Raw genomic sequence first — 21262 nt, forward strand, 5'->3', positions numbered from 1 at the left:
ACTTCAGCCGCGGCCCAGCAGCGCTGCGATCTTCGCGACCGCGGCTGCCAGGTGGCTCGGCTGATAGGGCTTCACCACCAGCGCAGTCCTGTCGTCGATCTCGACGCCCTCGACGCGCGAATGCCCGGTGGCGAAGACCACCGGCAGGTCCGGTCGCTTCTCGCGCGCCCTGGCGACGAGCACCGTTCCCGGCATGTCAGGCAGACCGACATCGGTTAGCAGGATGTCGACATGCGCCTTGTCCAGCATGGCGAGCGCGTCACGGGCCAGCCCCGTCTCGATGACCGAGTGGCCGAGATCCTCGAGCATGTCGACGGTCGCCATGGCGATCAGGGCGTCGTCCTCGCAGAGCAGGATCGAGAGCTTGCGCTCCGCGACCGGTGCCGGAGCCGGCTCCGCGGCCGGGGGAAGCTCGGTCGCCTGCCGCTGCTGCGCGGCATTGGCGAGCTGGTGGCGCACCTTCCGGGCGAGCTGCTCCAGCGAATAGGGCTTGCTGAGCAGCTCGACGCCCTCGTCGAGCCGTCCCTCATGGACGATCGAATTCTCGGTGTAGCCCGAGGTGAACAAAACCTTCAGCCCGGGCAGGCGCTCGACCGCCTTGCGCGCGAGTTCCGTGCTCTTCATCGGGCCCGGCATCACCACATCGGTGAAGAGCAGGTCGATCGGGATGCCGCTCTCGACGATGGCGAGCGCCGATTTCGCATCCGGCGCCTGCAGGACCCGATAGCCGAGATCCGTCAGCGTCTCGATGACCGTCTCGCGAACGCCCTTGTCGTCTTCCGCGACGAGGATGGTCTCGGTACCGCCGGCGATCGGGCCTGAATCCAGGGTGACGAGCTCGTCCTCGCCCTCGGCCGAGCGGGGCAGATAGAGGCGGATCGTGGTGCCCTCGCCGGGCTCGCTGTAGATCTTCACATGCCCGCCGGATTGCTTGACGAAGCCGTAGACCATGGAGAGCCCGAGCCCCGTGCCCTTGCCCTCGGGCTTGGTGCTGAAGAAGGGATCGAAGACCTTGTCGACGATCTCGGGCGGGATGCCGGAGCCGGTGTCGGTGACCGCGAGCATGACGTAGCGGCCCGGCGTGACATCGGGATGGGCGCGGGCATAAATGCTATCGAGCACCGCGTTGCCGGCCTCGATCGTCAGTTTGCCGCGGCCCTCCATGGCGTCGCGGGCGTTGATAGCGAGATTGAGCAGGGCGTTCTCGACATTGCTGGGGTCGACCAGCGTGTTCCAGAGCCCGCCGGCGACGACGCTCTCGATCTCGATCGTCTCGCCGAGCGCGCGCCGCAGCATCTCGTCCATGCCGCGGATGAGCTTGCCGAGATTGATGACCTTGGGCGCCAGAGGCTGGCGCCGTCCGAAGGCCAGCAGCTGCGAGGCGAGCCGGGACCCACGGGCCACGCCCTCCATCGCGTTCTGGATGCGGCGGGCCGCCCTCTCATTGCCGGCTACGTCGCGGGCGAGGAGCTGGAGGTTGCCGCTGACGACCTGCAGGAGGTTGTTGAAGTCATGGGCGACGCCGCCGGTGAGCTGGCCGATCGCCTCCATCTTCTGGGCCTGCCGCAGGGCGGCCTCGCTGCTGGCCAGCGCGGCGGCGGCTTCCGTTTCCGCCGTGATGTCGCGGCCGAAGGCGTAGATCGTGTCGCCGTCGGGCACGCTCGTCCAGGCGATCCGGCGCCGGCCGCCATCGGCGGTCAGGATCACGCTTTCGGAGGACATGATCGGGGCGCCCTCGGCGAGCCGGGCGAGGCGCGCGGCAGCCGCCTCGCGATCTGCCGCCTCGACGAAATCGAGGATCGTCCGGCCGATGGTCTCGGTGGGGGACCAGCCGAGGACCTTTGTCCATGTCGGGTTCGCGGCGGTCACGGTGCCGTCGCGCGCGGCGACGACCTTGAGCACGGGCGAGAGGTTCCAGATCCGGTCGCGGTCGCGGGTGGCGCGCCGCTCTTCGGTGATGTCGCGGCCGATGGCGTGGATGCGCCCGTCATCCGGTACGGCGGTCCAGTCGAGCAGGCGGTAGCTGCCATCCCGGCAGCGATAGCGGTTCTCGAAGGCCAGCGTCGTGGCGCCATGCGAGAGCTTGAGGACCTCGGCGGCCGTGCTGTCGAGGTCGTCGGGATGGACGAAGTCCGCGAGGGGGCGGCCCACCATCTCGCATTCGGTCCAGCCGAGCAGGCGTTCGGCCGAGGGATTGACCGCCGTGACGAGGCCTTCGTAGTCGCAGACCAGCATCAGCTCCTGCGACAGCTTCCACAGCCGGTCGCGGTCCCGCGTGGTCTCGACCTCGGCGAGCTTCTGCTCGTGGATGTCCGTGTTGGTTCCGATCCAGCGGATGATCTCGCCCTCGCCGGTGCGGATCGGCACAGCGCGGACGAGGTGCCAGCGGAATTCGCCGGCCGCGCTGCGGATGCGGAACTCGGTCTCGTAGCGGTCGCCGGAGGTCAGCGCTTCCTGCCACAGCTTGACCGCGGCATCGCGATCGTCGGGATGGACGATGGCGATCCAGGCCTCGCCCAGCAGTTCCTGGGGTTCGCGGCCGCTGTATTCGGTCACGCGCTCGTTGAACCAGTCGAGCCGGCCGTCGGCAGGCGCTGTCCAGACATGGTTCGGCATCGCCTGGGCGAAGGTGCGGAACTGCGTCTCGCTGGCGCGGATCGCTTCCTGCGCGACGATGCGGTCCGAAACATCGATGCCGTCGACGAAGATGCCGGTGACCGTGCCCGAAGCGTCGGCGATGGGCTGGAAGACGAAATCGACGAAGCGCGTATAGGACGGCCCGCCATCCGGATGGCGCGCCTGGAAGCGCGCGCCCGAGGCGCGATAGGCCACGCCGCTGGCGAAGACGTCGTCGAGGATGCGGACATAGCCCTGCTCGGCGGCGTCGGGGAGGGCTTCGGCAACCGTCCTGCCCATCACGTCGCGACGGCCGATCAGATCCTGATAGGCTTCGTTGACGAGGGTGAAGCGGTGCTCGGGCCCTTCCAGCATCGCCATGAAGGAGGGCGCCTGCTCGTACATCTGCTGCAGCCGCAGACGCTCGTTGCGCAGCTGCCGGTCCGCCGTGACCTTCTCCGTCGTCTCGACGACGATCGCGATGACACCGAGCGGGACGCCGTCGTCGCCGAGGATCGGAGAATAGTCGAGATTCATCCAGACCTGTGCCGGGCCTGCGCCGCGGTTCAGGGTCAGTTCCTGGTCCTTGTAGGAGAGCGTGCGGCCCTGCCGGAAAACAGTGCTGACGACATGGTCGTTGAAATCGGCGACCTCGGGCCAGCCCTTGCGGACCTCGGAGCCCAGCAGCTGCGGGTGGCGCGCGCCGGCGAAGCCGGAATAGGCGTCGTTATAGATCATGATGCCGGGCTCGCCCCAGAGCGTCACCATCGGCAGCGGCGAATGCAGGATCATGCCGACGACCGAGCGGACGGTGGCGGGCCAGGTCTCGATGGCACCGAGCGTGGTCGCGGACCAGTCGAACCGGGCGATCAGCCCGGCGAGCTCGCTGTCGCCCTTGAGGAACTGGAGAACCGGGGCAGGGTCGGCGTCGGGCATGCGGATCCGCCATTCAGGGCCATCGCGCCGGGCGGAATCCGGTGCGAGCCCCACCGCGGAGGCGATGTCGGGCACGAGACTTCTAGAGCATTGCCGGAACGGGAGGGAATTCGTTTTTTGCAAGCGACGGCAGAGGTTTCATGCCCCGACGCATGGAACCAAATACCGCTTCATCCGTTAGGCGGCCCCGGTCCCCGCCTCTCAGGCCCGGAGCGGGCCGGCCATCGCAGGGGCGCCGAGCGGAAGCCAGGGCATCGCGCTGGTGCCGAAGATGGCAGCGCGCTCGTCCTCCCGGGCGCGAAAGAACGGGTACAGCCGTTCGACCCGGGGCGCTGCGCTGGCGTAGTCGAGCTGGGAGAGCATGACCGGCTTCGAAAGGCCTGGATAGAGCGTGGCCGGGGCGACGACGGTATTGCCCCAGAGCCGGCGGTAGAACGGATAATGCTCGGGCCGGACGGCCGCGAGCATGATGTCCGCGCCGAAATGCTCCATGGCGAGCCAGGGCAGGCGCAGCGTCAGATAGGCGAGTTCCGGCAGGGCCCGCGACCAGAGCGGATCGGCGACGAAGCGGGTCGGGTCGACGAGAACATGACCGGCCTCGATCAGAGGCAGGACCGCATCGGGAAACACCTGCGCGGTCGGGATTTGCGGCAGGCCCGGCACGGTGATGCCGAGGCGGATGGCCCCCGCGAGATCGCCATCGGCATAGACGCCGAAGATCAGGCAGTTCGGATGGTCGTCGACTGGATCGGTGAAGCGCTCATCGTCGCTTTGCGCGATCGCGCCTTCGCGGAGATAGGCGCGGTAGCGCAGGTTGAAGACGCGGTCGCGGTCGTCCGCCGAGGTCGCGAGGCGGTATTCGATGCGCTCCAGCGACCGCAGGACGCGGTCGGCCAAGGAGGAGCCCGGGAGAGCGGCGGTTTCGACCATGACGCGACCGATGATGGTTAACTGGATTTAACCATCATCGGCGCGCGCGAGAGTCGTCAAGCGGCCGTCTGCACAAGTTTGAGCCTGCCGCAACGTCGCTTGCGGGCGTTTTGTGGGCTGTGCGACCGGTATGTGACGGTGGCGGGCCGGCTGTGCCTCAGCCGGCGCTGCGGCGCACCGGCAGACGCTCCACGCTGGCGGTGAGCGAGCGCTGGGCGAAGGCGGCGATCAGGTCGCGCACCTGCGCCGTGGGCTGGGGCCGGGCGAGGAGATAGCCCTGGACCTCGTCGATCGCCCCCATGCGGGCGAGGGTGTCGAGCTGGCCCACCGTCTCCACGCCTTCCGCGACGACCGTGAGACCGAGTTCCTTGCAGAGGCGGGCGATGCCGACGAGCAGGGTCTGGTCCTTCTGGGTCTCACGACCTCCGGAGACGAAGGAGCGATCGATCTTGATCTTGTGGAGCGGAAAGGTCTGGAGATAGCTCAGGCTCGAATAGCCGGTGCCGAAATCGTCGAGCGCGATCCGCACGCCGAGCTCGCGCAGCCGGTTCAGCGTCGAGAGAGCCAGTGCGTCGTCCTGCATCAGGGCCGATTCGGTCAGCTCGACGACGAGGCGCGAGGGGTAGAGCCCCGTGCGCCCCAGAGCCGCCGCGACATCCTCCACCACCGCATCGCCGCGGAAATGAATGGCCGAGATGTTGACCGCGACCGAGACGCTGCGCGGCCAGTGCATCGCCTCGCGGCAGGCCTTGTCGAGCACGACGCGGCCGATCTGCGCGATCAGCCCGACCTCCTCGGCGATCCCGATGAACTCGCCGGGCGAGACGATGCCGCGCTCGGGGTGACGCCAGCGCAGAAGCGCCTCGCAGCTCGTGATCCGGCCAGATTTCATCGCCACGATCGGCTGGTAGAACAGCTCGAACTGGTCCTGGGCGAGGGCCTCGCGTAGGTCGATCTCGACGATGCGGCGCGCGCGGGCGACCTCGATCATGCTGCTGTCGTAGAAGCGCGCGCAGCCGCGCCCGCCCGATTTGGCGGCGTAGAGCGCGAGATCGGCGTTGCGGATGACGATGTCGGGGTCGCGCCCGTCATCGGGGCTGATCGCGATGCCGATGCTGGCGCTGCTGACGATGGCGTTGCCCTCGATCTCGTAGGGCTGCAGCAGGCTCGCGCTGACGCGGGCGGTGATCTTCTCCAGCGCCTCGCGGTCGATCATGTCGGGCATGATGACCACGAACTCGTCGCCGCCGAGGCGGGCGATGAGCGAGGCGGAGGGCAGCAGGGCGGTGAGCCGGCGCGAGACCTCGACCAGCAGCGCATCGCCGCAAGGGTGTCCGAGAGTGTCGTTGACCTTCTTGAAGTGGTCGAGGTCGATGAACAGGATGGCGAAGCTCTTCCCCGCCTCGGCGATCAGGCTCTGGAGATGCGCCCGCAGCAGGCTGCGATTGGGCAGGCCGGTGAGCGGATCGTAATGGGCGAGCTGGCGGATCATGTCCTCCTGCTGCCGCTGCTCGGTGATGTCCTCGATCACCACGACCGTGCCCGTGACGTCGGAGGTGCGGAAGGTGAGCTCGAGGATGCGCCCGTTCACGAGGCTGGTGGTGAGGCGGGCCTCGCTGTGGTCGCGCAGCGCCAGCCGGGCCGCGAGGACGAGGCTGCGCAACTGCGTGCGGCCGATGAGGCCGGCCCGCTGCGCACGCACCAGAAGGCGCCCGATGCCACGGCCGGGCTCCGCCAGGCCGACCGGGAGGCCGACGATGCCCGGCAGGCGCCGGTTGACCAGCGAAAGCATGCCGGCCTGGTCGAACATGCACAGGCCGTGAGCCATGTTGTCGAGCGCCGTCTCGAGGCGGGCCGCCAGCAGGCGCTCGTGCTTGGCGGAGATGACGGCCGTCGTCAGCGTTGCGCGCAGCTTGTCGGCGATCGACTTGAAGCTGAACAGGAAAGGCGCGAGCACGCAGGCAACGACGGCATAATGGCTGTTGCCGGCCAGAGTGAGCCCCGCCAGCAACGGAATGCCGGCGCAGCTCAGCTGCGTCATCACCAGCATGCGGCTGCCGTAATTGCGGCCGGCCACGCCGATCATGTTGGCCAGCGTCATCGAGAAGGCGAGGAGCTGGACGGGCGCGCTGGCATGCAGCGCGAAGGCGAGGAAGGACCAGAGCCCCAGCACGAAGACATAGATCGACGAGAAGGCGGTGTAGCGCAGCTCCCAGCGTGCGGCCTGGCTGGGTCGGCGAATGGTCCGGGATGCGGCCCTGAACTGCGCGGCGTCGACGGCCCTGACCAGGGTCATCAGCAGCATGACGACGGCGCAGCCATAGAAGGCGACGTGCTCCGTGATGGCAGCCGTGACGAAGGCGGCGATGACGGAGCCGCTGGAACCGACGATCAAGGTGCGCGGATCGGCATAGAGCGAGCGGACCAGCGAGATGTAAACCTCGTCGCGCAATCCCTGATCGATGACGCGATGGGAGGATCGAGAGGGCATGGGGGGTCCCTGGGGCCGCAACCGGGTGAGCATCGCGGCGGGCGGTTAAAATGCCGTTGTGCAAGGCGACGCCGGCTGCAGATTGCTGACGTTGCGTCAATTTGACAGCCCGGTTAACCGGTTGGAGAGACCGTGGCGCCACAATCGATACCGGCTTCGCCCGAAATCGCCGGATCGTCCCCGATGCTCCCCTCACCGCGCCTCGTCGGCCGCAAGGCGGCGCGCTTCCCCGAGGCGCCCTGCACCTCCTGCCTTCTCGATCTCGCCGAGAGCTCCGGCATGGCGGGCGGCGGCGCCTGCCTGCTGAAGGGCGCGCTGCTGCGCCGCTTGGCCGACAGGCGGATATTGGCCCCGTCCTGCGACGCTTACCTGCCCGGTTTCGCCGAGGATGGGGCGGAGGACACGGCGAGCATGGACACGATGCCGGGCCGCCGCCTGAGCTGAGGCGCCGCCTCAGCCGGCCTCGACGACGACCGCCCGCGCGACCGCGAAGGCGGTCTCGAAGGCGGGGATCGGCAGGAATTCGAAGCGCGAATGGAAGTTGTAGGCGCCGGTGAAGAAATTCGGCGTCGGCAACCCGCGAGCCGAGAGCGCCGCGCCATCGGTGCCGCCGCGCATCGGGATCAGCTTCGGCTCGACGCCTTGGCTTTTCATCGCCGCCAGCAGACGATCGACCGGCCGCCGGTCGTCGCCGAGGCTGTCGGAGATGTTGCCATAGGTGTCCGTGATGCTGCAGGAGACCCGCCCCGTCGGGTAGCGACCCGCGATCGTCTCCGCCACCTCCGCCACACGCCGCTTGCGCTGTGCGAAGCTCTGGCGGTCGAAATCGCGGATGGCGAGCTTGAGATGGGCCTGGCCAGCATTGGCGGTCATCTCGATGAACCAGACATAGCCCTCGCGGCCTGCCGTGTGCTCGGGCGTCTCGGCGCGGTCGAAGGCGGCGATGAAGTCGTGCGCCATCAGCAGCGGGTTGACCATCACGCCCTTGGCCGACATCGGATGGGCGGGGACGCCGGTGAAGACGATCTCTCCCGCCGCGGCGTTGAAATTCTCGATGACGACCTCGCCGACCTCGCAGCTGTCGATCGTATAGGCGAAGTCGCAGGGGAAGCGGGCGAGATCGAGCGCCTTGGCGCCGCGCAGGCCGATCTCCTCGTCCGGCACGAAGGCGACCGCGATGTCGCCATGGCTGTCCGTGGGGCCGAGCCGCGCCAGCAGCGTCATGATGATCGCGACGGCCGCCTTGTTGTCGGCGCCGAGCACGCTCGTGCCATCGCTGAACAGGATGTCGGCGCCGCGCCAGCGCGCGATCTCGGGATGGTCGGCAACGCGCAGCCAGATGTCCTGCTCGCGGTTCAGGCGGAGATCCTCGCCCTCGAAGCGCAGGATCTGCGGGCGGATCACGGGAGACAGGCCTGAATCGACCGTGTCGATATGGGCGATGAAGCCGATCCGCGGCGCGCCAGGCCGGTTGCCACGCTTGATCGCCGTAACGGTGGCGTGATCGTCGACGACGACGTCGGACAGGCCGAGACCGCACAGCTCCTGCGCCAGCAGATCGGCCAGGCGCTGCTGGCCTGGCGTGCTGGGCAGCGTCGTCGCCGCGGCGTCGCTCTGGCTCTCGATGGCGACGTAGCGCAGGAAGCGCTCGGTCAGTTCCGCGCGGATGGTCATGGCATCTCCGGTGGCCAGGGCCGCGCCCACGCCGGTCAGAGGGCGGGTGCGGGCTCGCGCAGGCCAAATTCGCGGCCGGGAATCGCGGCGAGCAGTGCCTTGGTATAGGCGTGCTGCGGCTCGCCGAACACCTGCCCGATCGGGCCCGCCTCAACGACCTCGCCATTCTTCATCACCGCCACGAGATCGCAGACCTGAGCCGCGACGCGAAGGTCATGGGTGATGAAGACAATCGAGAGGCCGAGACGGGCGCGCAGATCGGCCAACAGCTTCAGCACCTGCGCCTGGACGGAGACGTCGAGCGCCGAGACCGGCTCGTCGGCGACCAGCACGCGCGGCTCCAGGGCGAGCGCGCGCGCCAGGCCGATGCGCTGGCGCTGGCCGCCGGAAAATTCATGCGGGTAGCGGTCGATGGCGGATGGATCGAGCCCGACCAGCGCGAAGAGCTCGCGGGCGCGCGCCATCGCCTCGGCGCGGGGCGTGCCGTGGACGATCAGCCCCTGGGCGACGGCATCGCCCGCCTTGCGGCGCGGGTTGAGCGAGGCGAAGGGGTCCTGGAAGACCATCTGGATATGGCGCGTCTCGGCGCGCAGTTCGGATTTCGAGAGGCTGGCGATGTCGGTGCCGCCGATGCGGATGGCGCCGCTGTCGGGATCGATCAGGCGCACCAGGCAGCGCGCCAGCGTCGACTTTCCCGAGCCGGATTCGCCGACGATGCCGAGCGTCGCGCCCTTGGGCAGGACCAGCGAGACGTCGCGGACGGCATGGGTAACGCGCTGGCCCCGGCCGAGGAAGCCGCCGGTGCGATAGGTCTTTGAGACGTGCTCGACCGCGAGGATGGCCTCCGTGGCGAGCTCGCGCGGGGGCGGGGCCTTCAGCGGCGGGACGGCAGCAATGAGCTGCTTCGTATAGGGGTGCTGCGGGTTGCCGAGCACGGCTTCGGCCGTGCCCTGCTCGACGACGCGGCCCTGGCTCATCACCGCGACGCGGTCGGCGATCTCGGCAACGACGCCGAAATCATGGGTGATGAACAGGACGGCGGTGCCCTTGCGCTTCTGCAGGTCGCGGATCAGTTCGAGGATCTGGGCCTGGGTGGTGACGTCGAGCGCCGTCGTCGGCTCGTCGGCGATCAGCACCCTCGGATCGAGCGCCAGTGCCATCGCGATCATGGCGCGCTGGCGCTGCCCGCCGGAGAGCTCGTGCGGATAGGCTTTTGCGGCCGCGAGGGGGTCGGGAATCCGCACCTCTTCGAGCAGGGCCTGGACCTTGTCCCGGATCTGCGTCTTGCCGAGATCGGTGTGGAGCTGGAACATCTCGCCGATCTGGTCGCCGATGGTGCGCAGCGGGTTGAGCGCCGTCATCGGCTCCTGGAAGATCATCGCGATCCCGGCGCCGCGGACCTTGCGCATCTGCGGCTCGGTGAGGCCCGCGAGATCGCGCCCTTCGAACAGGATGCGCCCGCCATCGATGGCGACGCCGGGTGGCAGGAGCCGCATCACGGCATTGGCCGTCATCGACTTGCCGGAGCCGGATTCGCCGACGACGCAGAGGATCTCGTTGGCAGAGAGCGACAGCGAGACCTCGCTCATCGCATGGGGGCGGTCGGCGTTTTTGGGCAGGCTGACGCTGACGGCGTCGAGGGTAAGGATCGCGCTCATCGGCCCTTCAGCCTCGGGTTCAGCGCATCGTTCAGGCCCTGCCCGACGAGAGAGACGGCGAGCACGGTGACGAGGATGGCGACGCCGGGAATGGCGGAGACGTACCATTGCACCCGCAGCACGTCGCGGCCGGCGCCGATCAGATTGCCCCAGGAGGCGACATTGGGGTCCGACAGCTTGAGGAAAGCGAGCGCGCTTTCGAGCAGGATCGCGATCGCCATGACGACGCTGGCATAGACGATGACGGGGGGCAGGGCATTGGGCAGGATCTCGCCGAAGATCAGCTTCACGTCGCGCAGGCCGAGCGTGCGGCCGGCCTGGACGAATTCGCGGTTGCGCAGGGACAGGAACTCGGCCCGCGTCAGCCGCGCCGAGGCGGGCCAGGAAACGATGCCGATCGCGACCGTGACCGTCGTGATGGTCGAGCCGAAGACAGCGACCAGGACCAGCAGCAGGATGAAGTTCGGCAGGGTCTGGAAGGCCTCGGTGACACGCATCAGGATGGTGTCGACCCAGTCGCCGTAATAGCCGGCGACGGCGCCGATGGTGATGCCGATCACCACCGAGATCAGCGTCGCGACCAGCCCGATCAGCAGCGAGATGCGGGCGCCGTGAAAGATCTGGGCGGCGATGTCGCGGCCGGAATTGTCGGTGCCGAGCAGGAAGCGGGGATTGGCGAACGGCCAGATCAGCGGCCGCCCGGCGAGTGCGAGGGGATCGCGCGGATAGAGCCAGTCGGCGCTGACAGCCATCGCCAGCACGAGGATCAGGAGCAGGAGGCCGATCACCGCCGGCGGGCTGCGGAAATAGAGCTTCAGGAGGGACATCGTGTCAGCTCCCCGTCGAGATGCGCGGGTCGAGCCGAGCGTAGAGCAGGTCGACGATGAAGTTGACGGTGATGACGAGCAGTGCCGAGACGAAGACGATGCCGAGCAGCGTGTTGAGATCGCGCTGGATCACCGATTCATAGGCGAGGCGGCCGAGCCCCGGCAGGGAGAAGACGCTCTCGACCACGACCGAGCCGCCGAGCATCGTGCCGGCCTGCAGGCCGATCAGCGTCACCATCGGCAGGAGCGCGTTGCGCAGGACGTGCCGGACGACGACGCGGGTCTCGTCCATGCCCTTGGCGCGGGCGGTGCGGACGAAATCGAGCGTCAACACCTCCAGCATCGAGCCGCGCATGATGCGCAGATAGATCGCCATGTAGAACAGCGCGAGCGTCAGCGTCGGCAGGACGAGATGGCTGGTGATGTCGAGCGTGCGCGCAAAGCCGGTGCGGGCGACCGTGATGTCCTCGAAGCCGCCGGCCGGCAGCCATTGCAGGTAGATCGAGAAGACGACGATCGCCATCAGCCCGAACCAGAAGGTCGGCATGGCGTAGAAGACGAGGCCGAGCGTCGAGATCAGGGTGTCGGGCCAGCGGTTGACGCCGCGCGCGGCGATGACGCCGAAGATCAGGCCGAAGAAGAAGGCGAGCGAGAGCGAGGCGGTCATCAGCAGGATCGTGGCCGGCAGGCGCTCGCCGATGACGGTCGCGACCGGCTTGCCGTAGATCGCCGAGAAGCCGAGATCGAGCCGCACCAGCCGCCAGAGATAGTTGCCGAGCTGCGCCCAGGCCGAGACGTCGAGCCCGTAATACTGGCGCAGCTGCTTGGCGGTCTCGGCGTCGCCACCGCCCATCTGCGCCATCAGCGCATCGACCGTGTCGCCCGGCGCGAATTGCAGCAGGACGAAGACCCCGATCAGGATCAACAGCAGCGTCGGGATCGAGGCGGCGAGACGCCGCCCCGCGAGGGTCAGGATGCGCATCAGATCTGCACTTCAGCGATCGAGGGCGGTCACTCCGCCAACCACAGATCGTGCCAGGAGCTCGAGCCCCAGCGCGGGGTGTTTGAGTGGTTGCGCGCCTTGGCGCTGATCGCGGTCAGGAAGATCTGCTCGATCGGCGTCCAGATCGGCAGTTCGGTGTTGGCGCGGCGGACGAACTCCCCATAGAGCGCCTTGCGCTTGGCGACGTCGACCTCAGTCGCCGCGTCGTCGATGATCTTGTCGATGGTCTCGTCGGTCCAGCCCCACTGGTTGGTCCAGGGCGCACCCTTGGGCTGCCCCGAGCGATACCAGACCGTGGTCGAGACGGCCGGGTCGTTGCGGTACTGGTGCCAGCCGGTGGCGAGATCGAAGGCGTGGTCGTCATAGACCTGCTTCAGGAAGCCGCCGCCATCGGTCCTGACGACCTCGACCTTGATGCCGACATCGGCCAGCGACTGCTGGATGAAGGTGGCAAACAGCGTGATGTCCTCGCCCCAGGGAGCCGGCAGCAGGCGCAGCGAGAAGCGGGTGCCGCCTGCGCCCGCCTTGAAGCCGGCCTCGTCGAGCAGGGCACCGGCACGCTTCTTGTCGAAGGGGTACTGCGGGCCGTTGTCGGCGGGATAGAAATCCGTCGAGACCGAGGGGACCGGGCCCGTGCCGCGCTTGGCGAAGTCGCCGAGGAAGTTCTCGATGAAGAAGGGGATGTCGAGCGCATGGGCGATGGCGCGGCGGACGCGGATATCCGCCAGCTCCTTGCGGCGGAAGTTGAACTCGATCGTGTTGGTGCGGGCGTTGCCCTCGTTACCCTTGGTCGAGACGATGAAGCGCGGGTCCTTGCCGAGACGGGCGGCGTCCGAGATCGTCAGGCCCGAGAACGGGCTGTAATGGATCTGGCCGGCTTCCATCTGGGCGGCCGCGGCGGCGCGGTCGGTGACGACGCGCCAGACGATGCGGTCGAGATGGGGCGCGTTGGGGCGCCAGTAGTCGGTGTTGCGGTCGGCGATGACGTGCTGGCCGCGCTCATAGGTGACGAACTTGAACGGGCCGGTGCCGATCGGCGCGAGATTGGCCGGGTTCTGGCGGATGTCGCCCTTGCCCTCATAGATGTGGCGCGGCGAGATGTAGCCGAGATCGGGAAGAGCGCGCAGCAGCAGGTTCAGCGGCATCGGCCGCTCGTAACGGAAGACCGCAGTCAGCGGATCGGGCGTGTCGACGGCGGTGAGGAAGAGCTGCAGCGTCGTGCCGTAGTTGAGGATCTTCTTCCACATCTCCATTGCGGTGAACTGCACGTCCGCCGAGGTGAAGGGGCGCCCGTCATGCCACTTCACGCCGTCGCGCAGCTTGAAGGTGATGGTCTTGCCGTCGGGCGCGGCTTCCCAGCTCGTCGCCAGCACGCCGACGGGTTTGCCCGTGGCGTCCAGATCGACCAGCTGTTCCTGGATCTTGCCGCCGATGATGTAGACGCCGGTCGAGGCCTGGAGGCTCGGGTTCAGCTGGCGCTGCTCGGCGCCGTAATGGACGGTGAAGACTCCGCCCTTGCGCGGCGTCTCCTGCGCGAACAGCGAGCGCATCGGGAAGGCGACGCTGGAGGCGATGGCGGCGCTGGTCAGAAGCGCGGCGCGGCGGGTCATGTCCATGGGAAGGTCCTCGGTGCCTGAGCTCACGTAAGGGAAACGATGGGCGCGGGTGGAGCGGGCGTCAACGGTCCCGCTCCCGACCGCGCAGGCGGGTCACTGCGGGCGGAAGGTGACGACGATGCCGTTGGCGGCGCTCGCCGCGACGCTGAGGGCGCCGTCATGGGCCGTGGCGGTCCCGCCGAGGCTGGCCTGCGCCGCGGCGATGTCGGTCGTTGCGACGACGAGCGCCACAGCGCCTTCCGGGGCGGCGCCGTCACGGACGGCCTGCGGGTAGCGCTTGGCGAAGGCGGCGGCGTCGTAGAACAGGATGTCGGCCCGCTTGCCGCCGCTCGGCACCAGCCAGGCATCGCCCTCGGCGCGGGCGGGCTCGTCGATCAGACGGCCGAGATGGGCGGCGGCCGCTGCGGGATCTGCAGTTAGCACTTCGAGACGGATGATCCGCTGTGCGCCGTTGGCGTGCTCCAACAACTCGGGGATCCAGACCGTCTCGCGGGTGAGGTGCTGGCAGGCGAAGATGCGCAGGCCCCCCGGCTGCTCGCCGAGCGGCCAGCGGATGACGTTGAAGCGCGCCTCGCCCGTGCCGCCGCCCGGCAGTTCGACCGGTCGGCCGAAATGGATCGGGCCGAGCGCCTCGATGCCGCGGCTCTTCAGCTCCTCGGCGCCGGCGGCGGCGTCATCCGTGGTGAAGGCGGCGCGCTCCAGGCCCTCGCGCTTGGCGAGATAGTCACGCGTCGGCTTGTTCTGCTCGGTCTCGGTGAGAATGCCGAGCAGTTCGACGTAATCTTCGCCGAACATGATCGTGTAGTTGCCGGTGCCGAGGATCGGCGAATGCGTGCCGCGCGGCGAGACGGTGAAGCCGAGCGCGCGCCACTGCGCGGCAGCGGCGTCGAGATCGCGGACGGTGACCACGACATGGTCGAGGCCGAGGATGTGCTGGAGCGACATGGGGAACCCTTGGTCGAAGGCCGACAGGGATGAGAGTTCAGTTGAAGCGCGGCCGGGGCGCAATCGCCTCGTCGCTCCGTCCCGACAGCCCCCTGCTGCGCTGCAAACATAGCGAGACGTGGATGAATATTCCAAGCTCAGAATGATATATCGATGATTTTAGAACAACGTATTCGCTAGACTACGCTTCAGGAGAAAATCCAACTCCACTTGTTCTCGGCGCGAGAAGGCGCCCCTTGCGTCCGTGCCGTGAGGTGGCAAGGATGGCTCCCGCCGCCATCTCGGCGCCCCTGTCGCCGCCTCGGGAAGCTAAGCCCATGTCCGCCTCTGCCCCCGTCACCTGGCCGCCCTCGCTCTGGGCCGCGACCGCCCCGGCCGGCCCGGTCCTGCCCGCGCTGGAGGGCGAGGTGCAGGCGGATGTTGTGGTGATCGGCGCCGGCTTCACCGGCCTGTCGACGGCGATCCATCTGCGCGAGGCCGGCGTCGACGTTACGGTGGTCGAGGCGGCCGAGCCGGGTTGGGGGGCGTCTGGCCGCAACAATGGCCAGGTCATCCCGACGCTGGCAGGGCACGACCCTTCCGCCATGGTGGCGCGCCATGGCGAGGCCGGCGAGCGCTTCAACGCGGTGCTGCGCGACAGCGCGCAATATCTCTTCGACACGGTCCGCAAATACGACATTGCCGCCGAGGCCGAGCAGGCGGGCTGGGTCCAGCCGGTGCATTCGCCCGGCCGCTTCAGGCTGGCGGAGCAGCGGGTGCGCGAATGGTCGACGATCGACGCGCCGGTCGAGCTGCTCGACCGGGCCGCGACCGCGCGGATGACCGGCTCGGAGGCTTGGTTCGGCGGCTTCTGGAACCGCACCGGCGGCCATATCAACCCGCTCGCGCTGGCGCGCGGGCTGTCACAGGTCGCGCTCAAGCTGGGCGCCGTCATCTATGCACGCTCGCCTGTCGCCAGCATGACACGGCAGGGCGACCGCTGGCTGGTGAAGACCGCGCGGGGCTCGGTGACGGCCCGGGCGCTGGTGCTGGCGACCAATGCCTATACGGACGAATTCGAGAGCGGGCTTGCCCCCGGGATCGCCGCCGAGGTGGTCCCCGTGTTGTCCTGGCAGATGGCGACCAAGCCGATCAGCGACAACATCGCCAAGACCATCATTCCCGACCGGCAGGCGATGTCGGACACGCATCGCGAGCTCTATTTCGCGCGCTGGGACGCGCGCAACCGGCTGGTTACGGGCGGTGCAGCGGTGTTCCCCGGGGCCGGCGGCGACAATCTGCGCAAGCCGGTGGCGGAGCGGCTGATGCGCCTGTGGCCGCAGCTGGGCGAAGTCTCCTTCGACTATGTCTGGTCCGGCTATATCGGGATGACGCCGGACGACGTGCTGAAACCCCAGGTGCCGGGCTATCCGCGCATCCACCGGCTCGGGCCGGACGCCTTCGGCTGGGTCGGCTGCAATGGCCGAGCGGTGGCGCTGTCGGTTTCGCTGGGCCGGGAACTCGCGCGGGCGACGCAAGGCGTACCGGTCGAAACGCTCGGCCTGCCGCTCTCTGAGCCGAAGGCCCAGCCGATGCGCGACGTCATCCGTCGCATCGCGCCGCTGGCCCTGCCGCTTTACCGCGCGCTGGATGCCAAGGAAATCTGAGCGGCTGCATCGGCCGGGCTTTTGCAAACCGCAGAAATCAGGGCTGGCGCTTGCGTTGCGCGCCGGCTTCGAGGAGAGAGGCCACGCCTCATCGGAACGAACGGGCGCCCGGGTAGGGCGCGTGACATGGGCTGACGGAAGACGCGAGCATGAGCAACCAGTATGTCGAGAAGGTTCTGTCGGTTCACCACTGGAACGACACGCTGTTCAGCTTCCGCACCACCCGCAATCCCGCCTTCCGCTTCGAGGCCGGCCAGTTCGCGATGATCGGCCTGATGGTCGAGGGGCGCCCGCTGCTGCGCGCCTACAGCATGGCCTGCGCGCCCTATGACGAGGAGCTCGAATTCCTCAGCATCAAGGTGCCGAACGGCCCGCTGACCTCGCGGCTGCAGACAATCGTGCCTGGCGACGAGGTTCTGATCGGCCGCAAGGCCACTGGCACACTGCTGCACGACAATCTGGTGCCCGGCCGCAACCTGTATTTCCTCTCCACCGGCACGGGGTTGGCGCCCTTCATGAGCCTGATCCGCGACCCCGCGACCTATGAGCGTTTCGAGAAGGTCGTCCTTGTTCATGGCGTGCGGCTGGTGTCGGAGCTGGCGTACGAGACCTTCATCCGCGAGGAGCTGCCGGCCGACGAGCTGATCGGCGAGATGGTCGCCACCCAGCTGATCTACCACCCGACCGTGACCCGCGAAGAATATCGCAACCGCGGGCGCGTGACCGAGCTGTTTGCCTCGCCGGACTGGTTTGCCTCGCTCGGCCTGCCCTTCGCCGATGCCGAGAGCGACCGCGTCATGCTCTGCGGCAGCCCGGCGATGCTGGCCGACATGAAGCTCCAGCTCGAGGGACGCGGCTTCGTCGAGGGCTCGAGCTCCACGCCTGCGACCTATGTGGTGGAGCGCGCCTTCGTCGAGAAGTGACGGCGGCGGCTGCGCTGCCTCTTTGAGAGGCAGCCGTCGCGTTTTCGGCCTTGAAGCCGGTCCGCTGGCGTGATGACCTGCGCCGGTTCGCTGTCGGACCGGAGCCTGCCGTTCATGTCGCCTCGCATCGCCTTCGGCGGATTCCTGCACGAGACCAATACCTTCGCGCCGAGCAAGGCAGGCCTCGACGCCTTCGTCCAGGGTGGCGGCTGGCCGTCCCTGGCGCGGGGCGAGGCCGTGTTCGAGGCGGTGCGCAACGTCAATGTCGGCGCGTCGGGCTTCGTCGAGACGGCGCGCGGGCTCGGCTGGGAGATGGTGCCGACGCTGTGGTGCGCCGCCAGCCCCTCCGCCCATGTCACGGCGGAGGCCTTCGAGACGCTGCTGAGCGAACTGGTCCAGTGCATCACGGCGGCCCTGCCGCTCGACGGGGTCTATCTCGATCTGCACGGCGCCATGGTGGCGGAAGGCTTTCCCGACGGGGAGGGCGAGACGCTGCGGCGGGTGCGGGCCGCGATCGGCCCCGATGTGCCGCTGGTTGCTAGCCTCGACCTGCACGGCAATGTCACGCAGCTGATGGTCGACAGCGCCGATGCACTCGTTGCCTACCGGACCTATCCCCATGTCGACATGGCGCTGACGGGCAGCCGCGCGACGACCTATCTTTCAAGGCTGATCGGAACGGCCAGGCGCGACGCGAAGGCCTTCCGCCAGATTCCCTATCTGATCCCGATCGCCTGGCAGGCCACCGCGATGGAGCCGTGCGCGACGATCTATGCCGAACTCGCCGCGCTCGAGGATGAGAGCGTGCCGACGCTGTCCTTTCTGCCGGGCTTTCCGGCCGCCGATTTCGCCGATTGCGGGCCGACCGTCGTCGCCTATGGCGCGACGCAAGGAGACGCCGACCGCGCGGCCGATGCTGTTGCTGCGCGCGTCATGGCGAGCGAAGCGGCGTTCAACGGCAAGGTCTTCGAGCCCGATGCGGGCGTTCTGGAAGCTATTTCGTTGTCGGTGGGGGCGACGAAGCCGATCGTCATCTCCGACACGCAGGACAATCCCGGTGCCGGCGGGGATTCCGATACGATGGGCATGGCGCGCGCGCTCGTCCGCAATGGCGCGCAGCGGGCGGCGATCGGGCTGATCGTCGATCCCGAGGTGGCGGCGCAGGCCCATGCTGCAGGCGTCGGGGCGACGATCAAGGCGGCGCTCGGCGCCAAGTCCGGCATTGCCGGCGATGTGCCGCTGGAGGGCGAGTTCATCGTCGAGCAGTTGTCGGATGGGCGCTTCGTGGCGCCGGGCCCGTTCTTCGGGGGATCGCGGATGAATCTCGGCCCCTGCGCCGCGCTGCGGATCGGCGGGGTCCGCATCGTCGTCGCCTCGCGCAAGGCGCAGATGGCCGACCAGGCGATGTATCGGCAGGTCGGCATCGAGCCGACCGAGCAGGCGATCCTCGTCAACAAGAGCTCCGTGCATTTCCGGGCCGATTTCGAGCCGATCGCGCATTCGATTCTGGTCTGTGCCGCGCCCGGCCCGATGCCGGTCGATCCCTCCGTGCTGCCCTGGAAGCATCTGCGCCCGGGCCTTCGTACCGCGCCGCTCGGCCCCGTCTTCGGCTGATCGCCCCCAACCCTCCCGGAGTTGCTTGCCATGCCTGCCCTGACCGCGATCGAGGCCTTCACGGACGAACTCGTCGCCATCCGCCGCGATCTCCACGCCCATCCCGAGATCGGCTTCGAGGAGGTCCGAACCTCCGGCATCGTCGCGGCGAAGCTGGAAGCCTGGGGCATCGAGGTGCATCGCGGCATTGGCGGCACCGGCGTGGTCGGTGTCCTCGAAGGCACGGGCGGGCCGGGCCGGCGCATCGGCCTGCGCGCCGATATGGACGCGCTGCCGATGGACGAGATCACCAACCTGCCATGGCGCTCGACCATCCCCGGCCGGATGCATGCCTGCGGCCATGACGGCCACACCACGATGCTGCTGGGGGCGGCGCGCTATCTCGCCGAGAATCGCGGTTTTGCGGGCACGGCGATCTTCGTGTTCCAGCCGGCGGAGGAGGGGCTCGGCGGGGCGCGCGCCATGCTCGCGGACAATTTGTTCGAGCGCTTTCCCTGCGACGAGATCTACGGCATCCACAACGCGCCCAATCTCGAGCCCGGTCAGATCGCGGTGTTTCCCGGCCCGGCAATGGCGGGAGCGGATTTCTTCGACATCAAGATCACCGGCAAGGGCAGCCATGGCGCCATGCCCCATGTCGGGCGCGACCCGGTCATCGTCGCGATCTCGCTCGCGGCGGCGCTGCAGACGATCGTCAGCCGCAATGCCGATCCGCGCGAGGCCGCCGTGCTCTCGATCACGCAGATCCATGCCGGCTCGGCCTATAACGTGATCCCGGAGGAGGCCGCGCTGGCCGGCACGGTGCGGACCTTCTCGCCCGAGATCGCCAAGCTGATCCGCGAGCGCATGCGCGAGATCTGCGCCGGCATGGCGCTGACCTTCGGCGTGCAGATCGACATCGACATCCGCGGCATCTTCGACGTGCTGGTGAACCATCCCGAGCAGGCGGTCGCCACAGCAGCGGTCGCCACCGAGATCGTCGGGGCGGGCAATGTCCTGACCGAGCCGAAGCCGGTGATGGGCAGCGAGGATTTCGCCGACATGCTGCGCGTGGTGCCGGGCGCCTATGCCTGGGTCGGCCATGCCGGCAGCGTGCCGGTCCACAATCCCGCCTTCGTGCTCGATGACGGCATCCTACCGATCGGGGCGAGCCTGCTGGCGCGCCTTGTCGAAACGCGCAGCAAAGCCTGAAGGCGCCCCGCATGAACCCCGCCGATCTGCCGCTCGATCTCGACACCCTGCTCGCGGGCCTTCGGCCCTGGATCGAATGCGAGAGCCCGACCTTCGACGTCGCGGCCGTCAACCGGATGATGGACTTCGCGGCGAGCGAACTCGCGGCGGCGGGGGCGAGCGTCACGCGCTTTCCCGGTCCGCCCGGGCTCGGCGACTGCGTGCGCGGCGACTTTCCGCATCCGCGGCAGGGCGAGCCGGGCATCCTGATGATGTCGCATCTCGACACGGTGCATCCGGTCGGCACGCTGAAGACGCTGCCCTTCCGGCGCGATGGCTGGCGCTGCTACGGGCCGGGCATCCTCGACATGAAGGGCGGCGCCTATGCCGGGCTGCAGGCGATCATCGCGCTGGCCAAGGCGGGGATCGAGACGCCTCTGCCGGTCAGCGTGCTCTTCACCAGCGACGAGGAGATCGGCAGCCCCGGCACGCGCGAGCTGATCCTCGAGCAGGCTCGCCGGCACCGCTTCATCCTGGTTCCCGAGCCGGGGCGGCCGGGCAACGGCGTCGTCACGGGACGCTATGCGATCGCGCGCTTCAACCTGCTCGCCGAGGGGCGGCCGAGCCATGCCGGCTCGCAGCTCAAGAACGGCCGCTCCGCGATCAGCATGATGGCGCAGCAACTGCTCGCGATCGAGGCGATGACGGATGACGACTGCACCTTCAGCGTCGGCGTCATCCAGGGCGGGCAGTGGGTCAACTGTGTGCCGACAACCTGTTGTGCCGAGGCGCTCAGCATGGCGAAGCGGCAGGCCGATCTCGACCGCGGGGTCGAGCGGATGCTGGCGCTCACCGTGCAGAACGCCGACAGCACGCGCTTCACCGTGACGCGCGGCGTCACCCGCCCGGTCTGGGAGCCGGACGAGGCCACGCTGAAGCTGTTCGGCCTTGCCCGCGAGGTCGCCGCAGAGCTGGGCTGGAACCTCGAGCACAGCTCGGCCGGTGGCGGTTCGGACGCCAATTTCACCGGAGCCGCCGGGCTGCCCTCGCTGGATGGGCTCGGCCTGCTCGGCGCCGGCTACCACACGCTCGAGGAGCATATCGAGCTGGAAAGCCTGCTGCAGCGGACGCGGTTGATGGCCGGGCTGCTGGCGCGATTGACCGCGTGAGGAAGCCGGGCGAGCATGCACGGCGCTGTGGCACAGCGCCTGCA

Annotated in this window: 15 protein-coding genes; 6 read left to right on the forward strand and 9 right to left on the reverse strand. The window is 68.4% G+C overall.

What is annotated here, in order from left to right; translation table 11 throughout:
* Positions 1 to 3 precede the first annotated feature (3 nt).
* The 3 genes from ABIE41_RS10310 to ABIE41_RS10320 form a co-directional block, all read right to left on the reverse strand.
* Positions 4 to 3552, reverse strand: coding sequence for a hybrid sensor histidine kinase/response regulator (locus ABIE41_RS10310; RefSeq protein ID WP_192644378.1), 3549 nt, complete (start codon positions 3550 to 3552; stop codon positions 4 to 6).
* Positions 3553 to 3753: 201 nt separating this feature from the next.
* Positions 3754 to 4449, reverse strand: a complete 696-nt coding sequence (locus tag ABIE41_RS10315; RefSeq protein WP_192644379.1) for an N-acyl amino acid synthase FeeM domain-containing protein — start codon at positions 4447 to 4449, stop codon at positions 3754 to 3756.
* Between the two features lie 190 nt (positions 4450 to 4639).
* Complete coding sequence (locus ABIE41_RS10320) at positions 4640 to 6973, reverse strand: putative bifunctional diguanylate cyclase/phosphodiesterase (protein ID WP_192644380.1); 2334 nt, start codon at positions 6971 to 6973, stop codon at positions 4640 to 4642.
* A gap of 183 nt (positions 6974 to 7156) precedes the next feature.
* Here ABIE41_RS10320 and ABIE41_RS10325 point away from each other — a divergent pair, with 183 nt between their 5' ends.
* Entirely contained in the window at positions 7157 to 7417 is a 261-nt protein-coding gene (locus ABIE41_RS10325) for a hypothetical protein (protein ID WP_192644381.1), read from the forward strand.
* A 9-nt stretch (positions 7418 to 7426) separates the two neighbouring features.
* Here the strand turns inward: ABIE41_RS10325 and pepT are convergent, their stop codons facing one another.
* The 6 genes from pepT to ABIE41_RS10355 all read right to left on the reverse strand — a co-directional run bounded on the left by pepT (position 7427) and on the right by ABIE41_RS10355 (position 14696).
* A complete protein-coding gene (pepT, locus tag ABIE41_RS10330) occupies positions 7427 to 8647 on the reverse strand; it encodes a peptidase T (protein ID WP_192644382.1) in 1221 nt (406 codons plus the stop codon).
* Between the two features lie 35 nt (positions 8648 to 8682).
* A complete protein-coding gene (locus ABIE41_RS10335; protein WP_192644383.1) occupies positions 8683 to 10305 on the reverse strand; it encodes an ABC transporter ATP-binding protein in 1623 nt (540 codons plus the stop codon).
* On the reverse strand, positions 10302 to 11132 hold the full coding sequence (locus ABIE41_RS10340; RefSeq protein ID WP_192644384.1) for an ABC transporter permease: 831 nt from the start codon (positions 11130 to 11132) through the stop codon (positions 10302 to 10304). Before ABIE41_RS10340 ends, ABIE41_RS10335 begins: the two co-directional genes overlap by 4 nt.
* A 4-nt stretch (positions 11133 to 11136) precedes the next feature.
* The gene (locus tag ABIE41_RS10345; protein WP_192644385.1) at positions 11137 to 12114 is read right to left on the reverse strand and encodes an ABC transporter permease; all 978 of its coding nucleotides are present in this window, start codon (positions 12112 to 12114) and stop codon (positions 11137 to 11139) included.
* A gap of 29 nt (positions 12115 to 12143) precedes the next feature.
* On the reverse strand, positions 12144 to 13751 hold the full coding sequence (locus ABIE41_RS10350; RefSeq protein ID WP_192644386.1) for an ABC transporter substrate-binding protein: 1608 nt from the start codon (positions 13749 to 13751) through the stop codon (positions 12144 to 12146).
* A 93-nt stretch (positions 13752 to 13844) separates the two neighbouring features.
* Positions 13845 to 14696 (reverse strand): VOC family protein, encoded by an 852-nt coding sequence (locus tag ABIE41_RS10355; protein ID WP_192644387.1) that lies wholly within the window; start codon positions 14694 to 14696, stop codon positions 13845 to 13847.
* A gap of 317 nt (positions 14697 to 15013) precedes the next feature.
* Here ABIE41_RS10355 and ABIE41_RS10360 point away from each other — a divergent pair, with 317 nt between their 5' ends.
* The 5 genes from ABIE41_RS10360 (at position 15014) to ABIE41_RS10380 (ending at position 21218) form a co-directional block, all read left to right on the forward strand.
* Complete coding sequence (locus ABIE41_RS10360; RefSeq protein WP_192644388.1) at positions 15014 to 16342, forward strand: NAD(P)/FAD-dependent oxidoreductase; 1329 nt, start codon at positions 15014 to 15016, stop codon at positions 16340 to 16342.
* A gap of 149 nt (positions 16343 to 16491) precedes the next feature.
* Positions 16492 to 17265, forward strand: a complete 774-nt coding sequence (locus tag ABIE41_RS10365; RefSeq protein WP_192644389.1) for a ferredoxin--NADP reductase — start codon at positions 16492 to 16494, stop codon at positions 17263 to 17265.
* Positions 17266 to 17379: 114 nt separating this feature from the next.
* On the forward strand, positions 17380 to 18879 hold the full coding sequence (locus ABIE41_RS10370; RefSeq protein WP_192644390.1) for a M81 family metallopeptidase: 1500 nt from the start codon (positions 17380 to 17382) through the stop codon (positions 18877 to 18879).
* 30 nt (positions 18880 to 18909) lie between these two features.
* On the forward strand, positions 18910 to 20070 hold the full coding sequence (locus tag ABIE41_RS10375) for a M20 aminoacylase family protein (RefSeq protein WP_192644391.1): 1161 nt from the start codon (positions 18910 to 18912) through the stop codon (positions 20068 to 20070).
* 11 nt (positions 20071 to 20081) lie between these two features.
* Complete coding sequence (locus ABIE41_RS10380) at positions 20082 to 21218, forward strand: M20/M25/M40 family metallo-hydrolase (protein WP_192644392.1); 1137 nt, start codon at positions 20082 to 20084, stop codon at positions 21216 to 21218.
* Positions 21219 to 21262 lie beyond the last annotated feature (44 nt).

The sequence above is a fragment of the Bosea sp. OAE506 genome (assembly GCF_040546595.1).
Lineage (GTDB): Bacteria > Pseudomonadota > Alphaproteobacteria > Rhizobiales > Beijerinckiaceae > Allobosea.

Coding starts and splice junctions, on each gene's coding strand:
- ABIE41_RS10310 (WP_192644378.1), bottom strand. CDS start 3,552: ATGCCCGACGCCGACCCTGCCCCGGTTCTCCAGTTCCTCAAGGGCGAC.
- ABIE41_RS10320 (WP_192644380.1), bottom strand. CDS start 6,973: ATGCCCTCTCGATCCTCCCATCGCGTCATCGATCAGGGATTGCGCGAC.
- ABIE41_RS10325 (WP_192644381.1), top strand. CDS start 7,157: ATGCTCCCCTCACCGCGCCTCGTCGGCCGCAAGGCGGCGCGCTTCCCC.
- pepT (WP_192644382.1), bottom strand. CDS start 8,647: ATGACCATCCGCGCGGAACTGACCGAGCGCTTCCTGCGCTACGTCGCC.
- ABIE41_RS10335 (WP_192644383.1), bottom strand. CDS start 10,305: ATGAGCGCGATCCTTACCCTCGACGCCGTCAGCGTCAGCCTGCCCAAA.
- ABIE41_RS10340 (WP_192644384.1), bottom strand. CDS start 11,132: ATGTCCCTCCTGAAGCTCTATTTCCGCAGCCCGCCGGCGGTGATCGGC.
- ABIE41_RS10345 (WP_192644385.1), bottom strand. CDS start 12,114: ATGCGCATCCTGACCCTCGCGGGGCGGCGTCTCGCCGCCTCGATCCCG.
- ABIE41_RS10350 (WP_192644386.1), bottom strand. CDS start 13,751: ATGGACATGACCCGCCGCGCCGCGCTTCTGACCAGCGCCGCCATCGCC.
- ABIE41_RS10355 (WP_192644387.1), bottom strand. CDS start 14,696: ATGTCGCTCCAGCACATCCTCGGCCTCGACCATGTCGTGGTCACCGTC.
- ABIE41_RS10360 (WP_192644388.1), top strand. CDS start 15,014: ATGTCCGCCTCTGCCCCCGTCACCTGGCCGCCCTCGCTCTGGGCCGCG.
- ABIE41_RS10365 (WP_192644389.1), top strand. CDS start 16,492: ATGAGCAACCAGTATGTCGAGAAGGTTCTGTCGGTTCACCACTGGAAC.
- ABIE41_RS10370 (WP_192644390.1), top strand. CDS start 17,380: ATGTCGCCTCGCATCGCCTTCGGCGGATTCCTGCACGAGACCAATACC.
- ABIE41_RS10375 (WP_192644391.1), top strand. CDS start 18,910: ATGCCTGCCCTGACCGCGATCGAGGCCTTCACGGACGAACTCGTCGCC.
- ABIE41_RS10380 (WP_192644392.1), top strand. CDS start 20,082: ATGAACCCCGCCGATCTGCCGCTCGATCTCGACACCCTGCTCGCGGGC.